Source organism: Paenimyroides ceti, from assembly GCF_030409925.1.
On the sequence record NZ_JAUFQU010000001.1, the window covers coordinates 1,789,247 to 1,806,930 of the forward strand.

General features: G+C 34.5%; 17 protein-coding genes and 1 pseudogene. 2 read left to right on the forward strand and 16 right to left on the reverse strand.

What is annotated here, in order from left to right:
- Positions 1–15 precede the first annotated feature (15 nt).
- A complete protein-coding gene (locus QW060_RS08830; RefSeq protein WP_290363261.1) occupies positions 16–1,023 on the reverse strand; it encodes an alpha/beta hydrolase in 1,008 nt (335 codons plus the stop codon).
- A 91-nt stretch (positions 1,024–1,114) separates the two neighbouring features.
- On the opposite strand from QW060_RS08830, the gene QW060_RS08835 reads away from it, so the two are divergent.
- Positions 1,115–1,495 carry a winged helix-turn-helix transcriptional regulator gene (locus QW060_RS08835; protein ID WP_290363262.1) on the forward strand — a complete coding sequence of 127 codons (381 nt, stop codon included), beginning with the start codon at positions 1,115–1,117 and terminating at the stop codon, positions 1,493–1,495.
- 23 nt (positions 1,496–1,518) lie between these two features.
- Here QW060_RS08835 and QW060_RS08840 read toward each other — a convergent pair whose 3' ends face one another.
- Complete coding sequence (locus QW060_RS08840) at positions 1,519–1,893, reverse strand: winged helix-turn-helix transcriptional regulator (protein WP_290363263.1); 375 nt, start codon at positions 1,891–1,893, stop codon at positions 1,519–1,521.
- An 86-nt stretch (positions 1,894–1,979) separates the two neighbouring features.
- Between QW060_RS08840 and QW060_RS08845 the strand changes: the two genes are divergently transcribed.
- Positions 1,980–2,555: an NAD(P)H-dependent oxidoreductase gene (locus QW060_RS08845; protein ID WP_290363264.1), complete on the forward strand. Its 576-nt coding sequence runs from the start codon at positions 1,980–1,982 to the stop codon at positions 2,553–2,555.
- Between the two features lie 5 nt (positions 2,556–2,560).
- Here QW060_RS08845 and QW060_RS08850 read toward each other — a convergent pair whose 3' ends face one another.
- The 14 genes and pseudogenes from QW060_RS08850 to QW060_RS08920 form a co-directional block, all read right to left on the reverse strand.
- Entirely contained in the window at positions 2,561–2,779 is a 219-nt protein-coding gene (locus tag QW060_RS08850; protein WP_290363265.1) for a hypothetical protein, read from the reverse strand.
- A 45-nt stretch (positions 2,780–2,824) separates the two neighbouring features.
- The gene (locus tag QW060_RS08855) at positions 2,825–3,508 is read right to left on the reverse strand and encodes a M48 family metallopeptidase (protein ID WP_290363266.1); all 684 of its coding nucleotides are present in this window, start codon (positions 3,506–3,508) and stop codon (positions 2,825–2,827) included.
- Between the two features lie 20 nt (positions 3,509–3,528).
- Positions 3,529–6,819 (reverse strand): type I restriction endonuclease subunit R, encoded by a 3,291-nt coding sequence (locus tag QW060_RS08860; protein ID WP_290363267.1) that lies wholly within the window; start codon positions 6,817–6,819, stop codon positions 3,529–3,531.
- Positions 6,820–6,823: 4 nt separating this feature from the next.
- The gene (locus tag QW060_RS08865; RefSeq protein WP_290363268.1) at positions 6,824–7,708 is read right to left on the reverse strand and encodes a hypothetical protein; all 885 of its coding nucleotides are present in this window, start codon (positions 7,706–7,708) and stop codon (positions 6,824–6,826) included.
- Positions 7,696–9,987: a Piwi domain-containing protein gene (locus QW060_RS08870; RefSeq protein ID WP_290363269.1), complete on the reverse strand. Its 2,292-nt coding sequence runs from the start codon at positions 9,985–9,987 to the stop codon at positions 7,696–7,698. Before QW060_RS08870 ends, QW060_RS08865 begins: the two co-directional genes overlap by 13 nt.
- A gap of 96 nt (positions 9,988–10,083) precedes the next feature.
- Complete coding sequence (locus tag QW060_RS08875) at positions 10,084–10,323, reverse strand: DUF2188 domain-containing protein (protein WP_250067040.1); 240 nt, start codon at positions 10,321–10,323, stop codon at positions 10,084–10,086.
- 9 nt (positions 10,324–10,332) lie between these two features.
- Positions 10,333–11,112 (reverse strand): DUF1883 domain-containing protein, encoded by a 780-nt coding sequence (locus QW060_RS08880; RefSeq protein WP_290363270.1) that lies wholly within the window; start codon positions 11,110–11,112, stop codon positions 10,333–10,335.
- Between the two features lie 91 nt (positions 11,113–11,203).
- Positions 11,204–12,226 (reverse strand): CBASS cGAMP-activated phospholipase, encoded by a 1,023-nt coding sequence (locus tag QW060_RS08885; RefSeq protein WP_290363271.1) that lies wholly within the window; start codon positions 12,224–12,226, stop codon positions 11,204–11,206.
- The gene (locus QW060_RS08890; RefSeq protein WP_290363272.1) at positions 12,223–12,837 is read right to left on the reverse strand and encodes a restriction endonuclease subunit S; all 615 of its coding nucleotides are present in this window, start codon (positions 12,835–12,837) and stop codon (positions 12,223–12,225) included. Before QW060_RS08890 ends, QW060_RS08885 begins: the two co-directional genes overlap by 4 nt.
- Positions 12,838–12,942: 105 nt before the next feature.
- Positions 12,943–13,449: pseudogene (locus QW060_RS28470) on the reverse strand (restriction endonuclease subunit S); the annotation flags it as partial.
- A complete protein-coding gene (locus tag QW060_RS08905) occupies positions 13,427–13,888 on the reverse strand; it encodes a hypothetical protein (RefSeq protein WP_290363275.1) in 462 nt (153 codons plus the stop codon). The pseudogene QW060_RS28470 and the gene QW060_RS08905, both read right to left, overlap by 23 nt.
- A complete protein-coding gene (locus tag QW060_RS08910; RefSeq protein WP_290363276.1) occupies positions 13,881–15,158 on the reverse strand; it encodes a nucleotidyltransferase domain-containing protein in 1,278 nt (425 codons plus the stop codon). Before QW060_RS08910 ends, QW060_RS08905 begins: the two co-directional genes overlap by 8 nt.
- Positions 15,159–15,160: 2 nt before the next feature.
- On the reverse strand, positions 15,161–16,690 hold the full coding sequence (locus tag QW060_RS08915; protein ID WP_290363277.1) for a type I restriction-modification system subunit M: 1,530 nt from the start codon (positions 16,688–16,690) through the stop codon (positions 15,161–15,163).
- Between the two features lies 1 nt (position 16,691).
- On the reverse strand, positions 16,692–17,219 hold the full coding sequence (locus QW060_RS08920) for a restriction endonuclease subunit S (protein ID WP_290364736.1): 528 nt from the start codon (positions 17,217–17,219) through the stop codon (positions 16,692–16,694).
- Positions 17,220–17,684 lie beyond the last annotated feature (465 nt).

Sequence of the window (17,684 nt, forward strand, 5' to 3'; positions counted from 1 at the left end):
GTAATCCTTTTGAGATTAGTTCAAATTTTCTTTTGTAAATACTGAGATTTCCTCAATAGCTTCTTTCGTTTCTTTTACTATAGCTCCCATATGCATAAAACCATGAACCATGTCTTTATATACCGAAACTGTAACCTTAACTCCGGATGCTTTCATATTTTCTGCCAGTTGTTGTCCTTCATCCCGCAACGGATCGTGTTCTGATAATAAAATAAATGTTGAAGGGGTATTTTTAAAATCTTTTATTAATAAAGGAATTGCCAAAGGATTCTTTTGATCACTGACACTACTATTTAGATACCATTTCCAGGCTCTGATTCCTTCTTCTTTATTAATGATCGGACCATTTTCATAGTCTTTCCATGATTGGGTATTGAATGTATTGGTAGCCGCAGGATAAATGAGTACCTGAAACTTCAGTTGGGGACCGAGTTGTGTAGAAACACTTGCTGCCAGAGCCGCTCCTGCACTATCTCCTATAATTCCAATCTTATTCTTATCTAAATGCAAAGCATCTGCATGGCGGATAATCCATTCACCAGCCGATTGAACATCATCAAAACCTGCAGGAAATGGATGTTCAGGTGCCAAACGATAATCAACAAAAACGATAACTGCATCAGTAGCGTTGGCCAGTTGACGAACAAGAGCATCATGCGTTTCAAAACTTCCCGAAATAAACCAACCACCGTGAATATAAAGGATAGCTGGTGATTTTTCATTTTCAATACCGTTTGGTCTGTAAATTCTCACCGGAATCTGATGGTCATTTTGAAGAATACTATATTCTTCTATCATCCTGATCATTTCTTTTTTACCTCCCAATTGAAGGGCCATCGTTTCGTATCCTTTCCGGCTTATATCTAATGCGTCTTTGCCATCAAAAACATGAATCTGTTGAAGGTTTTCTATAACTTTTACTATTTCCGGACTATATTGATTGGTATTCATATTTGAATTATTATGGAGGGTTTTACAGGAAATTAATCCTGCCATCATGATTATTCCAATATACTTTTTCATATTATATTTAAAGTTTTACACAAAACTAAAGATAAGTGCTACATTTGCATAGTACGCAGCTAAATGTATGGTACTAACAAATTTGTAAGTAATGGGAAAAAGAAAGGAAAATTCAACGAATAGCATCAATGAGCAGTATATTACGGAATGTGATCTCACCTATGCCGTGTGTAAAATCGGAGGAAGATGGAAATTGCTGATTCTCTGCAAACTTGAATATGGAAAACTGAGATTTAGTGAGATCAGAAATCAGATTAAGGGAATTACAGAAAGAATGCTGACACTGCAACTGCGCGAATTGGAAAAAGCAGGTTTGGTAAAGAGAACTGTATATGCTGAAGTCCCTCCGAGAGTAGATTATGAGTTGACAGAAATTGCAAGTGAATTGATTCCGATCTGGAAACAATTGAGCAATTGGGGCAATAAACATAAAAATCTGACTCAGCAAGAAACACTCAGTGAGAATGGATGAGCCAAAAAATAAGTGGTAAAAAGCTATATTTTATTAATAAATTCACCCTTTTCATGCACAACTTGATTGCCCCATTTTGTAATAGCTTCTAAAACAGGAATAAGACTTTTTCCAAAATCAGTTAAACTGTAAACCACTTTTACAGGTGGCTTTTTGCCATATACTTTTCTTACGATTAAACTGTCTTTTTCCAGCTGTTTTAATTGCAGGCTTAACGTCATCTCAGTGATAAAGGGCATTTCTTTCCTAAGTTCACTGTATCTCTTTGACGTATCTTTTAAATGATACAGAATAACTGCTTTCCACTTTCCTCCCATCATATTCATGGTCAGGCTGACCGTACATGGATAATCTTTTCCATTAAATTTTACATAATCACCAATACATTCCGTCTTCATTCTATATTTTTTTAAACCTATCGCTTTTGATAGTTATTGCATAAGCAATATACTAAAGATAATTTTGTTACTAAAATAAATATAGTATGTCCTTAATAATTTTAGCACACCCGACGTATGACAAATCTTTTGCAAACAAAATCATTATCGAAGAATTGAAAAACAGCAATAGCGATATTGAGATCCGGAATATACATGAGTTATACCCTGACTACAATATTGATGTAAAAGCAGAACAGCAAGCTCTTTTACGGCATAAAACTATTGTTTTCCAATATCCGTTCTATTGGTATAATATGCCTGCAATTTTAAAACATTGGTTTGATGTAGTGTTTGAATATCAGTTTGCGTATGGTTCACAAGGTGATAAACTAAAGGGAAAAAACTTCTTGCCCAGCTTTACGGTAGGTTCATCACAAGACAGCTATACGCCTTTGGGGTTTCAGCATTTCCGTGTATATGAATTTTGTAAGCCTCTAGAACAGACAGCCTACCACAGTCAGATGAATTATATAGAACCTATGTATTTTTACGGTACATCCTTAACCGCAGGTTATGCAAAAGAGGAAATAAAAACCAATGCAAAACAACACGCTGAAAAAATAATACAACAAATTCAGGAATTAGAAAAAGATGGTGTGTTGGATATCGAAGTGATATAGCTTATTTATTGATGTTCTTTGCAATAATTATGAATAAAAACAAAAAACCCGCAAATCCATAGAATTTGCGGGTTTTCGACGTTACTTAGTGTAAGTGTTGTCGTCCTCTCAGTACAATTTTCGAACCATTTTTTGGAAGATTTGAAGAAATTAGCATCTAACAACAAGGCCATAAACATCTGATAAATAGCAGTATTAAGCAATACAGCTAGTGCTTTGGGCATTTGAGACTAAAGTTAAAATCCGCAGTGGTTCGAACTATTGTATCTTTAACAAAGGCTATGTTCCAATCTCTCTTTCCATTTCTTCCAGTCGGGCATCATAAACTCTTGTAAATCATAAAAACTCTTCGTGTGGTTGTGATGTACCAAATGACATAATTCATGAATAATTACATACTCAATACTGCCTTTAGGCGCTTTTATTAATTCAGGGTTTAATATAATTCTCCCATTTGGTGTACAACTGCCCCAACGTTTTTCCATAGATCGAATATGCAATTTGGGGTTTGTAATTTTGTACTTCTTAAATAGTGGTAATACTTTAGTCAATACTTCTTCAAAATGAATAAAAGCTTTCTCACGATACCACTTATTTAGAACTTTTTTTACATCATTTTCATCTATACAAAAGACGGTAATACGACCTCTGTATAATTTTACATCATTTTTATTACCTTTTTCAATTCGTAGTTTATATTGCCTTCCCAAATATAAATGTGTCTCCCCATTGACATACAGTCGCTCTGGAGTGTAGGGTTGGTAGGATAAAAATTCATGTTGCTGTTTGATAATCCAAGGAGCTTTCTTTTTTATATGTTTTTCAATCTTTTCTATCGGTGAATCATAGGGAGCTATTATTTTTACCGTACAATCCGGATAGACTTTAATTGTCAAGTTTTTTCTGTCCTTAAAATCTAATTTATATTCAATAATGGCAGAGCCAAATTGCATGATATGAATATCATCTACCATCATACAAATTTAATTTTAGCCACTTTTAAAGCTTCTTCTACCGTTTCATCAATAGCATCAAAAGACAATTCGATGTCGTATTTACTTTTTAAGTCGAAAATATAATCATCAACGGCAATGCGAATTTTCCCTTCCATATCCAGATTATTTTGCCAATCTACCATTAATTGTCCACCTTGATAAACAACCGAACGGATGACCCCATCTATACCAACGGCAAGTTCGGTTGCGACCTCCAGTTTATCGGAAAGCAAATCTTTAAAAATATCGGTAACCAAATTATAAATAGCAATACCGGTGTCATTTCCAATTAATTGATCCGGAATATTCCCCCGATCACCTTTTAAAAATGTTTCTTCATATTCTCTGGCTTTTTTCAGGAATTCAGCTTCGTTAATTCGTTGCTGATGGTATTCTTCAATGACTTCACGGATGAGCTTAGATAACTTTTTATAAAAGATAGGATCTTCGTTCATTTTAATATTGATGGCCCTGATTGTTCGGCTGGCAATATGATCGGCTTTAGCAGCTTTACTGCTTAGTTTTTCTACTTCAGCTTCCCGCTGTTCTTTATCAAAAATATCTACCAATTCAGTAATCCTGAGTACCTCACCCTCTGTAGTAATATGCTTGTCAATTAATTTCTGCACTTGTGGTTCATACTCCTTATAATCGATATCATCAGAAAATCTTCTCTTGACAGAAATACGCAATGCCAAAAAGAATTTCAAATCAGACTTATATTTGTCAACTTGTTTTTCGGGCGTTTTATTGGCAAAGTCGATACTTGATAATGCCAATTTCAACAAACGTGCAAAGGCAGATACCTTCTCATAAAATTGATGCCGAATAGCTTCATCGCTCAACAACTCTTCATAAGCGGGCTCGTCATATTTGTTCTTAATGGTTTTGAAAATATCCCAAACTTCGGAATGTGCCTGAGGCAATTTTTTAATTTCTTCAGCAATATTCGTCCAGCTCCCTTCTAAATCTTCAGCGTCAAATAAATTCTCACCCGAATACGTTTGAATGGCCTGATCCAGGTTCTCTAAATTCCCAAAATAATCTATAATATATCCATAATCCTTTCCGAGATAAACACGGTTTACACGCGCAATAGCCTGTAATAATGTATGTTCTTTTAGTTGACGGGTCAAATACAGCACAATGTTTCTGGGCGCATCAAATCCGGTCAGTAGTTTGTCCACAACAATAATAAGTTCAGGGAAGTCTTGTTTCTTAAATGCACCTATGACAGACTTTTCATATTTCTCTTGTGTGCCATATTTGTCCATTCGGGCATTCCAGAATTTTTTCACTTTGTCATCCGACACATCAAACGCATCTTCTTCTCCTTCTCTCATATCAGGGGCTGACATAATCACTTCAGAACTTACTTTGCCAATTTCATCAAAATACTCTTTGTATTTAATCGCCGTCACTTTGTTTGGCGTTACCAACTGTCCCTTGAAACCGGTGCCTTGAAAATTGTCCACATAATGTTCTGTAATATCCCAGGCTCTGGCGTAAATCACTTGATCCGCTTTGTTGAGTATATTTTTCGAACTAAATTTTCGCTTCAAAGCTGCTTTCCCATAAGGTGTTAAAGGTTCTGAAACCTTATCAAAATAATTGTCTAATGGTTTTTCATTTACTTCAATTAGATTATGTCTTCCTTCATACAATAACGGGACTACGGCACCATCGGCTACGGCATCGGTGATAGAATACACATCAATCACCCCTCCGAATTTATTGGCGGTACTTTTTTCTTTTTTCATCAATGGCGTACCCGTGAATGCAATGAAACAGGCGTTTGGAAATACCCGCTGCATTTTGACGTTAAAAGAACCGTATTGCGAACGATGTCCTTCATCGATTAAAATATAAATTTCCGGACTATCAAATGATTGCGGCGCAGCGTTAACAGCCGCTTCAAATTTGTGGATCAAAGTGGTGATCACTGCGTCGCCAGAATCTGTAATCAATGTTAAAAGGCTGGTGTCTTTCTTCAGCTTTTCCAGTTCGTTATCATCCAGTGTTTCGCCTCTCAGTTTTTTAGCTATTTCTTTAGATGCTCCTTTATCCGCATTAACAACTGGAACATGACATTTTTGGAATGTTTCTGTAATCTGATCATCTAAATCAATTCGATCGGTTACCAAAATTATTTTTGGGTTTTTGATCCTCGGATGTGATGCAATTAATTGCGCCAGCATTACCATAGTCAATGACTTACCACTTCCTTGTGTATGCCAGATTACGCCGCCTTCGTGATTGCCTTTTGCGTCGGTTTTCAGGATTTTGGTTAACGTATTTTTAATTGCAAAATACTGTTGGTAACGGGCTACTTTTTTGATGCCATCGTCATACAAAATAAAATCATAGATGATTTCTAATAACCGTTTGGGATGACAAAGACTAAAAAGTAATTTATCCTGAGTGGTAATAACCTGTTTCTCTTGTTCTAAATCTTCAAAATACTGCCATACTTTATTAAAACGCTCTTTAAACAGCACTGTGCGCTCATTATCGGGTAAGGGTTTGTGTTTTAAAATGCTGATTTCAGCTTCCCACAAACGTTCTTCTTCCCTGGTGCGGAACATTTCTTTCCACACGCCCCAAAACTCTTTGCTAGTTGCCGTAGTTCCATATTTAGCTTGGTGTGTCGCCAATGCCAATGTAAGATTGGAATATAGATATAAACTTCGGATACCATCTTCTTGCTGATTGCGTAAATGCTGTTCAATTGCCTTTTCGACCGGTTCTTTTATTTTTGGCGATTTACACTCAATAGCCACCATAGGTATGCCGTTGATAAATAGTACAATATCCGGTCGGTAATGATCTGTTCTATCTGTACGCAGTACACTATATTCTTCTGTGATATGATAAGCATTGTTTTCTGGATTTTTCCAGTCCACATATTGAAAAGAAAAACTTTTTTTATCCCCTAAAATCGTTTGGTCAAAACTTTTTCCTAAAGTAATAAGTTCATAATATGCTTTATTTGCTGCCAAAAATCCGTCCTGTATGGGTAAATCACGAATCGCCAGAATAGCATTGTTGATATTCGATTCAGAAAACCTAAATTCCTTTTGCTTATAATCAATCTTATTGATTTTCTCTAATTGATCTTTTAGAATATCCTCTAACAACACATTAGAACTTCTCCCGCCACGGGCTGCCAAGGCCTCGTCTGGGGACAAGTATTTCCAACCCATATTCATCAGTAATTTGAGTGCTGGAATTTGGGATATATGATCTTCTATGAATGAGGGTGTTTGCATAATCTTAGTTTTTGATTAGTTGCTTGGGATAACCAAATAATCTCATTAGTAATTCTTGTGATTTGTTTTTAACGAATGGAATTTGGTTTCCAACAATTGTAAAACCCAAAAAACCAAAAACGGAAAACATAAAATCGTATTTATCAAGAAACGCAATAGTCTCAGGAGAATAAATTGGGAGTTTAAGCAATCCGAAAATCAAGCCAAAAAAAAGTGCTGATTGTAAAATCCAAGATAAAATTTTAATGCGTTTTTTGAAGTTTTGATTAAATTTTTTTAGTAAGGTAATTTCATTCCCTTCGGTGGCTTCTTTTCGTTCAATTATTAAATCGTATGCTCTAATAGCACACAAAATCCGAAAGTCGCTTTTGTCGTCAAACAAAATAGTGTTTTCATTTATCTTTCGAAATGTAAAATTAAGAAGGTCATTTGTAATGAGACTTTGATTTATGAATTTCAAAAACATCAACACTATTTCTGGCAAATTGCTAGTACTTGCATAGTTTTCCTTCAAGATATTCTCAAAAGTAATTGTTATATCATTTCTATTTCTGATGGAAATAATGTGATTTATCCAGTTTTTATCTATGTTAAATTGCACAACCCCAACTATAAATGAAAATATCAGAAAATCATCATTTACAAAAGGAGCCGGTGAATCTTTACCTGGTTTACTTTTGCACTTTTTTTCAAAATGCTTTTCAAAATCTGCACTATTGTGTTCTTGGATAGCCTTTACAATCCCCAAATAATATTCCTCAGGTTCATTCAAATCCTGATCCTTTGGGACAACAATAAGCTTATCTAACAACAAATTATTAAATGCTGTGAGTTTTTGACTTTTGTTGACTCTTGATAGATAATCTATTCTTTCTTCTAAAGGAACCATTTCGTCTGTTTTAAGCCATAATTTAATTTATCTGCATCCCAACCGGGAACACTTCTCATTTTGCCGAGCAAGCGTGAAATAAGATTAGAATACTTCATAGTAGCAGGTTCCTCACCTGGTAAGAAACTACGCCACGATAAATAAGTGAATGAAAAGATTTGCTGGGTGATGTAACTTAAATCATAAAACAACATATCGCTTAATTCATTATTATCGTAGTTTCCTTGGGGTGTCCTAATTTTTATTTGAATAGGCTTACTCATTCCATGTTTTGATGTTTTTAATTCATTAGCCCCTAACATTTGTACAATGCAGGTTTCCGAATCAAGAAAAACATTACTTCCTCTTTTTGGTATAAACTCACCTTTCGAGATGCTATTTCTATAAGATGTTATTCCTTGCTGATTAGGGTCAAATAAAATGGTTGGGTGCGTATTTCCAATAGTAACAAAAGCAAACTTGATTTTATATTGAGGAATATCTTTAATAAGCTGGCTGATTACATCAAACTCGACATTTTTGATTGGTTTGAAAATATGAAAAATCAAACGCACGGTATCTCCGTCACTCCAACCTTGTGTGGAAGAAAGGTGTTCAATAGATTGTTTAAGGCTCTTTAAAAGTTCTTCAAAATAATGTTCAAATGATACATCTTTTACTTTACCACCAAGTAGGTATTGTCCATCACCTGAAAAAAATGTGGTAATACCTACGACACGACTACTATCTGCACCTACATATTGATTTTTCCTAAGCCAGCTATGACCAATACCAATGACCAATTCTCTATCAACAGAACGTTGTGTTGGTAAGACCCAAGGTGTACCTCCTAATTTAGCATAAATCTGTAATCCAATATTATTTAAAATATATTCATTGTGATTATTCACAATTCGTGAGGTAACAAACTGAACTGGAATTTCAAGTGCTAGTAGCTTTGCTTTAATTTGATAGTATGGATTATCTTCGTCTTTTAGCAATTTGAAATTTTCAGGGATTTCAATAATTGCTAAATGTGGTTTATTGTCGTCATAATCTCGAATTACCATCAGATAGTCACTTAACATATTATTTTGAACTTCTTTTATGTTAAAAGTAACGTTGTGTAAATCGTATTTTTTCTGTAATCCTTTTTGAAAATACTTTGACTGTGGTAAACCTTCTTTTAGGTTTGAAAGAAATTTTGTAAAACTTCCTCTTGTCGTTTTGTTGCAAATACAAAGCACATTGGGAGACTTAATATCAAAAATACTACTATCGTAAGGTCCGAAATTATTCAATCCATTGTGAGGGTTAGTATTCGTTGTTTTAATAGCTGCGGGATCAAAAATAAAAGTGGGATTTTTTAGCTCGATGGTATTTGAAACAACCAGAGGGTTACTGTCTACTGTAAAACAAAAACCTTCCTTATTTTGAAATAAAATCGGACTTCCTTTATCATTAAATAGTGCTTTCGCAATATTAGCTATTTCTTTATAAAGTTTTTTAGGATTGTAAATGTCTGAACGCTTTCGCTCAATTACACTTAATACTTCATCACTTTTTTGTTGTGAAGTCGCAAAGGTTAAGTAGTTTCTAATATTGTGTTTTGTTTTACGAATAAACAATTCATTCAATGAATATTCTTTTTCTCCTTCATTAGTGTTTACGACGGCTTTCTTTCCTGTAATTTCTATAATCTCACCAACAAATTCTTCATTGGGTGCAAGTATGTTATCAAGTCCTGGCAAGGTTTCGGCATATAGAACTTCTACACCGATTAAATTATAACCTTCAGCGTGCAAGTCTGAACACGATTTTGTAAAAATCCAATTGCGTTTTATATTAATTAAAAATCCAAATTTCTTTTTGCCGTTTATTTCAGTTAATCGTAATTGAACTTCTATTAGTTTTTTATAAGCAATTCGATCTTTTAAATTATCAGGCAGAGCATCATAGATAATATCGTCTTTTTGCTGGCCAGAAAAAAATCGAAAAGGATAAAAATCAACAGGTGTATATTTAGGAAAACGATCTTTAAAAGTTCTGAAAAAGACATGCTTTATTAATGAAGAAGTAATCTGATGATCGCCAAATGTGCTTCGTTTTGATGTCAAACCAATAGTAGTATTTTCATCACCATCTTTGTTAGAGATGTATATCGACTCACCGTTTCTAAAAAACGAATGTGTAGCATTGTGCAAGTTCCTTAATTCAGTAAGACGTTCATCGCTATACAGTTCAGTACTGATTTGATATTGTTCAAACTCAATATTTATCGGAAAGTAGTTAAGCTGCATATTCTTTTTAAATTTTATTGGTTAATCACTAATGTGCCTGATCTATCTAAATGGATAAGTTTTATTTCTAATTCTTTCTCAAGCTTTTCTTAGAATCTATAGTTTTTTATCCTTTGGTGGATTTGGGTCATTACCATAACTATTTGGATTTTGAATTTTCCCATCCTTGCCATGTGGAATCAACTCAGATTTTTCTTGTTTAGCCTTTTCACGACTCCAATCCATCGCTTCCTTTTTGGTGTCGAAATGTTTGGATGCCCTTTCCGCATTTTCTCTTTTAGAATCCCAACCACCTTTTTCAGAGTTAGGTACTACGTGTCTTTCTTTACGTGCCATCTTTTTTTGCTATTTTGTATTATTAATTAACTCTGCTATTTCTTGCGCAATCTCCTCTACAGTGAAATTCGCTGTATTTCTTGCTACCTTATCTGCAATTGATGGAGAATAATCAACAACTTCCTGTTTAGTAATATCATGCCATATGGGTAATAATACTTGTTCACCTCCGACAACCCGTGTAATCATGCCGTCTAGCTCATAGTTAGTCCATCCCTTTTTGATAAAACTTCTTGATAATACAACAATACCAAATCTGCTTTTAGCCAATCCTTTGTCAATCTTTCGTCGCAGACTATCACCAATTTTCAATTCAAATTCGTCATACCATACTGACAGCCCTTCGTTCATTAGAGCTAAGGCTAAAGGTCGTACTATATCATCTTTGTCTTCAGATGCATGGGATATAAATACATCGTGCGCTCTATAATCTTCCTCTTGATTTCCGAATGGAGAGTTCTCTCTACCCTGAACTAAAGAAGGCACATCCGAAAGTGGTGTGTCCTGATATGTTGGTAGTGCGGAAGGAAGAACTTGTACACTTGCATTTGTTGAACCTCTCAAACCTTGCATATCTACGGTTACATACCAATGCCCTGAACTGGGAACACCTAAAACAACAGGCGACCTTTTGACCAAACCGCCAGTGTACCGATGCCGTCTCCCATTTTTATAGTTCTGAAAATTAGAACTGTCCATCAAACGGACATTTGCCGCATTGCCTGTTAAAGTCACTTTAACTCGCTCTCCTCGTTTAAGTTGCTTTAGATCCCACACTAAGTATTTCATTGTACTGCTTTTTTTATATTATTATAGAATCCCATTAGCTATTCAATTGAAATCATCAACTTTTTATTGATTTCTTGAAAATCCAATCTTGTTAACAGATATTCAACATTCTGAGTATTTCACCTTTGTTTCTTTTGTAAGCATTCATGGCTCTTACTTCTAAATCCTTCAATTTAATTTGGTTAGTTTCATCCATTTGAATAGAATCTACTTCGTTTTCAAAGATTGTATTCAATCTGAGATAACCAAAATTATCGGGTTCTTGCTTGTCTATACCATTCTTCAATAGGCTGATAAGATTTTCAGCCTGTTGAGATTGTCCTTGCATAAAAAGTTCAATAATTCTTTTCTTGTTATTTAAAATCCAATAGAAGATACCGAATCCCTTAGTTCTCTTATTTTCTAAAAACACACTTTGTCCAGTCCCAATAGATAGAAGATTGATTTCCTGTAATTCTTTATTAAAGGCTTTTTGAGCTTCAACCAGTGCTATTAGGGATGGATTGTTTGCCCATACACCTCCATCAACTTTATACTTAAACTCAATACTTGTTCCGTCTAAATCCTCATAATCTTCAGAAGAATAGGGGTCGAAATATGTTGGTGCAGATGATGTTGATAAGGCAGCTTTAAATAGAGGTAAATTTGGATCTCTTTTGAAGCGTTCATGGTACATACTCTTTAAGACTGAAGGACATCCTTTATGAAGATCGTACACTGAAACACCAACGGGAATTTTGCAATCCTTCAACAAAGGGATTTTATTTCCATTATATTTTTTATAGATATCAATAAGCAACCTTTCTAAAGTCTCTCTTTTGTGCGTTGAACCAAACAAAGAAAAAAACAGATTTTTACCTTTACCAAAAATACTGTAAGCATTTTCAAAATATAGTTTTTTGATTTCTTCCGCAGGAATACCTAAAGATAAAGCCAATGCTAGTATTCCGCCAGTAGAGGTGCCAAAGATCAAATCTACATTTTGGTAAATCTGCCATTTTTCACTTCCTTTATTTTTTAAATCTCGTTCTATTTCTGTTAAGATAACAGCGGGGAAGATTCCTCTGATACCACCTCCATCTAAACTCAGAACTTTGAATTTCTCTTCACTCATTTAATTCTGGTTTTTCCTGTTAATAATTGTTGCATCAATCCTTTTTTCTGCAATTTTAGGTTATTAAGTTTTTGCTGATAATGTTGTAGTTCTTTAGTAGCTGTATTCAGAATATCTACTAATCTAATTTGCTCCTCCATTGATGGTACAGGGATTTTTAGTTTTAGGAACTCGGTCTGTCCTAATGTTTTATTTCTGCCAGCTCCTCCTGGTGAAGCTAGTTCTAATAAATATTTTCCTTTGAGAGACTTGAAAAAATATAGTAAATAATCTAAATTTAGAACTCCTTCTTTTGGCTTATACATAGGAAATCTATGTGAAGCTATAAACCCTATATCTTTATCCGTTGTTTTACCAATTGCTTGTTCCCATGCGAATACAATATTAACAATGAAACAATCGGGCTCAATCCAGAAAACAGATTTATTTCCCAAACTTTCCCCAGTTACAGCTTCTTTATAGAATAGTCCTTTGGAGTGAGATCGGATTCCAATTTGTTTATATAATGTGTTTTTTTCAGGAATAAATGAATTTTTAATTCGATCTACAATCTGCATCATTTGTTTTTGATTTGATTTCTTATCGTTATCCAAAAACAACTTATTCGCCAATGCTTTATTCCTTTTTTTCAATTTTTTGATGACGACATCGGTTTCTTGAATAGCTTTATCCCACGTAGATAATACTTTGGCTATTTTTTGTTGTTCAAGAAGTGGTGGAATTGGTATGATTAGTTTTACCAATTGAGATTTAGATAAATTAAATCTTGTTGATCCTTGAGCCAAAACATTTAATTCTTTTCTTATGTTCTCACCTCTTAATAAATAGCTTGAAAATAAAGGATCCAAAACATTGTTATTCTTTAATCTAAATCCAAAGCAGAAGCTATTCAAATACATAATGTCTACTTCATCTAACAACACTGATGACATTCCTACTTCTTCCGCTGTTTCCGATGAAGTTGTAAAAAAAATATCTCCATATTTTACTTTATGCTGTTTTTCACTTTCCTTAATATCTACATAATCCATAAAATTGATGTCAATCTTACTGTTTTGGAATATGTTTTTATAGGGTATATATGGATAGCCTTTGCCAAAGTCTTCTTTATTTTTTCCAGATAAACCTGAAAATGTATCACCCAACTCCCTCAACTTTTTCACTTCCCAATCAATTGGGATTTTTCCGATGGCCGTATTTTTATATTGAGTTGTCTGCTTCATTTTTAATAGTATCTTTTTTTGTTTCACCGTGAACTGTACCTCCACCTAACCATTCACCTGTAATTAACCATAATTCGTAATGATAAAGCCATTCAATAGCCCAAACCATTACTGTTTGAGCTATTGATTTAGAACTATTCCATTCCTTCCAATCTGGGTAAAACAAACACAAGCGTTGTTTTTTTTGATCATACACATGTGGTAGTTTTGTCTCTCCATCAGCTAATTTTAAAAGTGATGGCTCTAAAACGAACACTTTTGGAGAATTACCTACTTCATAAATAAGTTTCACTTTATATTCATCTCCTATGGGCGAAGATTTTAAAGTCCCAAGCCATTGGAGTGTTTTACCATTAATAATTTTGGATTCACCAAACGCAAAATCTCTTTTCAATCCACCCAATTGATTATAAAGTGTTAACTTTTTCTTTTTAATCATTCCCGTGAAAATTATGTGCACTCACTTTTGCAACATTTGTAAGTCCAGCTATTGCCGAACCAACAACACCTGCTTTACGATCTACGTGATTATTGCCAGATTCTGTGAGCAACCTCATTCTATTACCAACATCCGAAAAAGTTTTAGTTACAGGCTCACTACCAAAAGATTTTTTCAAAGATTCTGAAAGATTGATTCGATTAAAAGGAGATTGAAAAATTCCAAAGTCCACTTTTAACTGCTCTAACCAATCATTGAAAAATGCTTCTCTTTTTGATCCTTGCAATGCCCAGCGATCTGCAAAATTTTCAGTTTCATTAACTGGATTTGAAACCCATTTTACATATCTATTCAATTCATAATCGTACTTTTCCTCAATATGATTCCCCATATTATTAACAATACTTAGTAAAGCATCGGTAATATTATCTTCTCCGTTGTATGACTTTGCCGCTAAGGTTGTGATGATACATGAAATCGGTTTTTGCTTTTTATCATCATCACTATAGTCTTTAAACATTATATCACGATGTCTCTTTAACAGCTGCACAGCCCTTTGGAGAGGCAATCTGTCTTTCTGATACTTTGGTGTTGGGTTTACTGACTCATTAAGAGAAAACATTTTTGTACGTTCTCCTTTAATATCGTCTGCGATACCCATAAACCACTTAGCATAACCAAACGGATTACTTTGAAGCCATTCATTAGGATCTGTAGAAATTTCATACTCTGGTAATCTTTCATTATCGGTTATACTAAGAACCAAGTCTTCAATCTTTTGGTCTTTAAGATTCGAGTATGCCTTTTCAAGAATAATGGAATGTCCATTAGTATTAATTGCTGGTAAGATATCCATATGGTATCGCTCATTAGGCGAGCCATTTTCCCTGTATTTCAAGGTCCAACATCTACGTCCTTCTTCATCCAGTATAGATTCATATTTCTTGTGTTTTGCCAATTGCTCTCCAACAATTTCTTTTACATCTTTCTGAGTCCAGTCCTGTTTTTTCCCATTCAGTTCACATACAATATCAAGATCCATATCTCCATCAGGGTCAATCGTCTGAATAATTGTTCCAATAATAAATGAACCTTGCGGGCTAATTACGGGACTGTAAGGAGCCAGTTTTGATTCATTATTCGTAAGCCAACTGCCCACCGCTTTATAACTACGGACAGCAGCTTCATGCTGAGATTCGGTAATACTTAGGTTTTCTCCTAAAACATCTAATATGTCCTCTAATTCAGTTTTCTGTTCGGTTGTTATCATAATTATAAAAAGTTTAGATCCTTTAAGTATTTATTCATCTCCAATTGCACTTCTTTAAGTTCCTTTTCAATTTTCGTTATTTCCAATTGAACGGCCTTAATATCCACTTCTGGTTCTTCTTCAAATGTATCTACATAACGGGGGATATTAAGGTTGAAGTCATTTTCCTTAATCTCGCTAAACGTTGCTCTGTAAGCATATTTATCTTCAATGACATGTCCTTCATCCGTCGTCAGAGGAGCGTTAATTTTAAACGCTTTATAGGTTTCAACAATGCGTTTTATATCCTCGTCTCTTAATTTATTTTGATTTTTCCCAGTTTCAAAACCTTTGCTGGCATCGATAAATAAGACATCAGTATTCGTACCTTTGGCTTTATTAAAAATCAAGATGGCAGCCGGAATACCTGTGCCGAAAAATAAGTTGGCAGGCAAACCAATCACGGCTTCCAATAAATTTTCTTCAATCAATTGCTGACGAATTTTCCCCTCACTACTTCCTCTAAATAAAACGCCATGTGGCATAATCACGCCCACTCGGCCAATATCCTCATAAGTAGTTTCTATCATGTGGCTAATAAAAGCGTAATCACCTTTGCTTTTAGGAGGAACGCCCCGATGGAAACGATTGTATTGGTCGGCTACTGCATTTTCTGCACCCCATTTATCCAATGAAAACGGAGGGTTTGCGGCCACAATATGGAATTTCATTAACTCATCACCTTCCAAAAGCCTAGGATTGTTTATAGTATCTCCCCATTCAATGGTGGCATTATCAATTTCGTGCAAAAACATATTCATCCTAGCCAAAGCCCAGGTGCTGCCGTTTACTTCCTGACCGTATAAAGAAAAATTATCAGAACCTACTTCTTTGGCTAACTTAATCAATAGCGAACCAGAACCACAAGTAGGGTCATTTAATCGATTTCCAGGTTCAGGTGCTAAAAGTTTAGCCAGTAAGGATGATACTTCGCTCGGTGTATAAAACTCTCCTGATTTTTTGCCTTCATCACCTGCAAACATGGATATTAGGTATTCATATGCATCGCCGATAACATCATTGCCCTCTAAGTGTGAAGGTTGCAAGTCCATTTCTGAAAAATCGACCAACAAATTCTTTAATCTTCTATTACGGTCTTTTGTTTGGCCTAAATTGGACTCTGAGTTGAACGTAATATTTCTAAAAACCCCCGCCAATTTTAATCGGTTAGAGTCCTCGATTTGCTCCAAAACACGATCGATCAAATCCCCTAATTGTACATCGTTCCGATTCTCAAATAAATAATCAAATGTCGCATTTTCAGGGAGCTTAAATCGTTCATTTGCCAAAGCACGCTCTATACGAGTACGATCTCCTTTATATCTTTCGGTGTAGAATGCTTTTTTGTCTTTCCACACATCAGAAACATATTTAACGAAAAGCATTGTCAATATATAATCCTTATACTGTCCGCTGCTCAGCACGCCCCTGAATGAGTCGCATGCCTTCCATACTATATTGTTGATCTCTGCTTGAGTAAGTTTCTTTTCCATCCTATTTTAAAATATCGTTTATAACTGCTTGAAATAATTTATTCTTTTCTTCTATTAATTTTTCGGTTAGCAAAAGTTGCTTTTGATGCAGTAAACTTAAATCTGCTATCTTTTTTTGGATTTCTAAGGGGGGTAATGGAATTTCCACTGCTTCCAATTCATTTTTACGAATGGACGGAATGGAACTGCCCGCTCCTAAGGTCTGAAAGAACGATTGATATTTAGAAGAATTAAAAATGGCTACTAAATAATCAGCATCTACCAATTCAGACTTAGGTTTGATTACATAGAATATAGAAGAAGCAATTGCTTTTCCTATATCGGCACTATATTTCCAAGCAAAATTGCGCATCCCCTTTCCCACAAACAAAATATCCCCATCTTCTAAAATATGACTTTTAGACTTTTCGGAAATATCAATCCATCCATCTATTCTATCTTCAAACAAACCGTAACTATTAAAATTCTTGGCTTGAAGATAGAGTAGTTCTCCTTCCTCTTTCGGTTTCTCATAGAAACCAAATTGCATATCAGAAATATCTTTTAATTGCTTTTTCAATTTTGTATATCGTTTCAAACTTATGCAAATATAGATGTTTTTATTTAATTATTCATATTTATTTTATTGTAGATGATTTCAAATTAAAAAGACGATCGATTTTAGGGTATGGAGTTCCAGTTAAAAATGCCTTAATACGTCAACAGGTATAGTATAAAAGCGTTTTCGTCTATAACTGCCCGTCAGTGTAGACTATATAAACTCGCAAGAGTGTACTCTCAATCTGAAAATAATAATAAATTGAATGACTTGTCTTTAAATGGTGCCGTTTGGATTACTTCGTCGTTTTTTCGAGAAATTATTGAAAATTTTCGAAGATTTAAATATTCCGACAGCTCTAGCCCAACAATAAGCATATTTATTTTGAGCAGCTTATGCAAAACGAAAAGTAGAAAAATAAATGGTTCGAACTTACGTGCATTTTTTAATCTTAAT

Coding starts and splice junctions, on each gene's coding strand:
- QW060_RS08830 (WP_290363261.1), bottom strand. CDS start 1,023: ATGAAAAAGTATATTGGAATAATCATGATGGCAGGATTAATTTCCTGT.
- QW060_RS08835 (WP_290363262.1), top strand. CDS start 1,115: ATGGGAAAAAGAAAGGAAAATTCAACGAATAGCATCAATGAGCAGTAT.
- QW060_RS08840 (WP_290363263.1), bottom strand. CDS start 1,893: ATGAAGACGGAATGTATTGGTGATTATGTAAAATTTAATGGAAAAGAT.
- QW060_RS08845 (WP_290363264.1), top strand. CDS start 1,980: ATGTCCTTAATAATTTTAGCACACCCGACGTATGACAAATCTTTTGCA.
- QW060_RS08850 (WP_290363265.1), bottom strand. CDS start 2,779: ATGCCCAAAGCACTAGCTGTATTGCTTAATACTGCTATTTATCAGATG.
- QW060_RS08855 (WP_290363266.1), bottom strand. CDS start 3,508: ATGCAATTTGGCTCTGCCATTATTGAATATAAATTAGATTTTAAGGAC.
- QW060_RS08860 (WP_290363267.1), bottom strand. CDS start 6,819: ATGCAAACACCCTCATTCATAGAAGATCATATATCCCAAATTCCAGCA.
- QW060_RS08865 (WP_290363268.1), bottom strand. CDS start 7,708: ATGGTTCCTTTAGAAGAAAGAATAGATTATCTATCAAGAGTCAACAAA.
- QW060_RS08870 (WP_290363269.1), bottom strand. CDS start 9,987: ATGCAGCTTAACTACTTTCCGATAAATATTGAGTTTGAACAATATCAA.
- QW060_RS08875 (WP_250067040.1), bottom strand. CDS start 10,323: ATGGCACGTAAAGAAAGACACGTAGTACCTAACTCTGAAAAAGGTGGT.
- QW060_RS08880 (WP_290363270.1), bottom strand. CDS start 11,112: ATGAAATACTTAGTGTGGGATCTAAAGCAACTTAAACGAGGAGAGCGA.
- QW060_RS08885 (WP_290363271.1), bottom strand. CDS start 12,226: ATGAGTGAAGAGAAATTCAAAGTTCTGAGTTTAGATGGAGGTGGTATC.
- QW060_RS08905 (WP_290363275.1), bottom strand. CDS start 13,888: ATGATTAAAAAGAAAAAGTTAACACTTTATAATCAATTGGGTGGATTG.
- QW060_RS08910 (WP_290363276.1), bottom strand. CDS start 15,158: ATGATAACAACCGAACAGAAAACTGAATTAGAGGACATATTAGATGTT.
- QW060_RS08915 (WP_290363277.1), bottom strand. CDS start 16,690: ATGGAAAAGAAACTTACTCAAGCAGAGATCAACAATATAGTATGGAAG.
- QW060_RS08920 (WP_290364736.1), bottom strand. CDS start 17,219: ATGCAATTTGGTTTCTATGAGAAACCGAAAGAGGAAGGAGAACTACTC.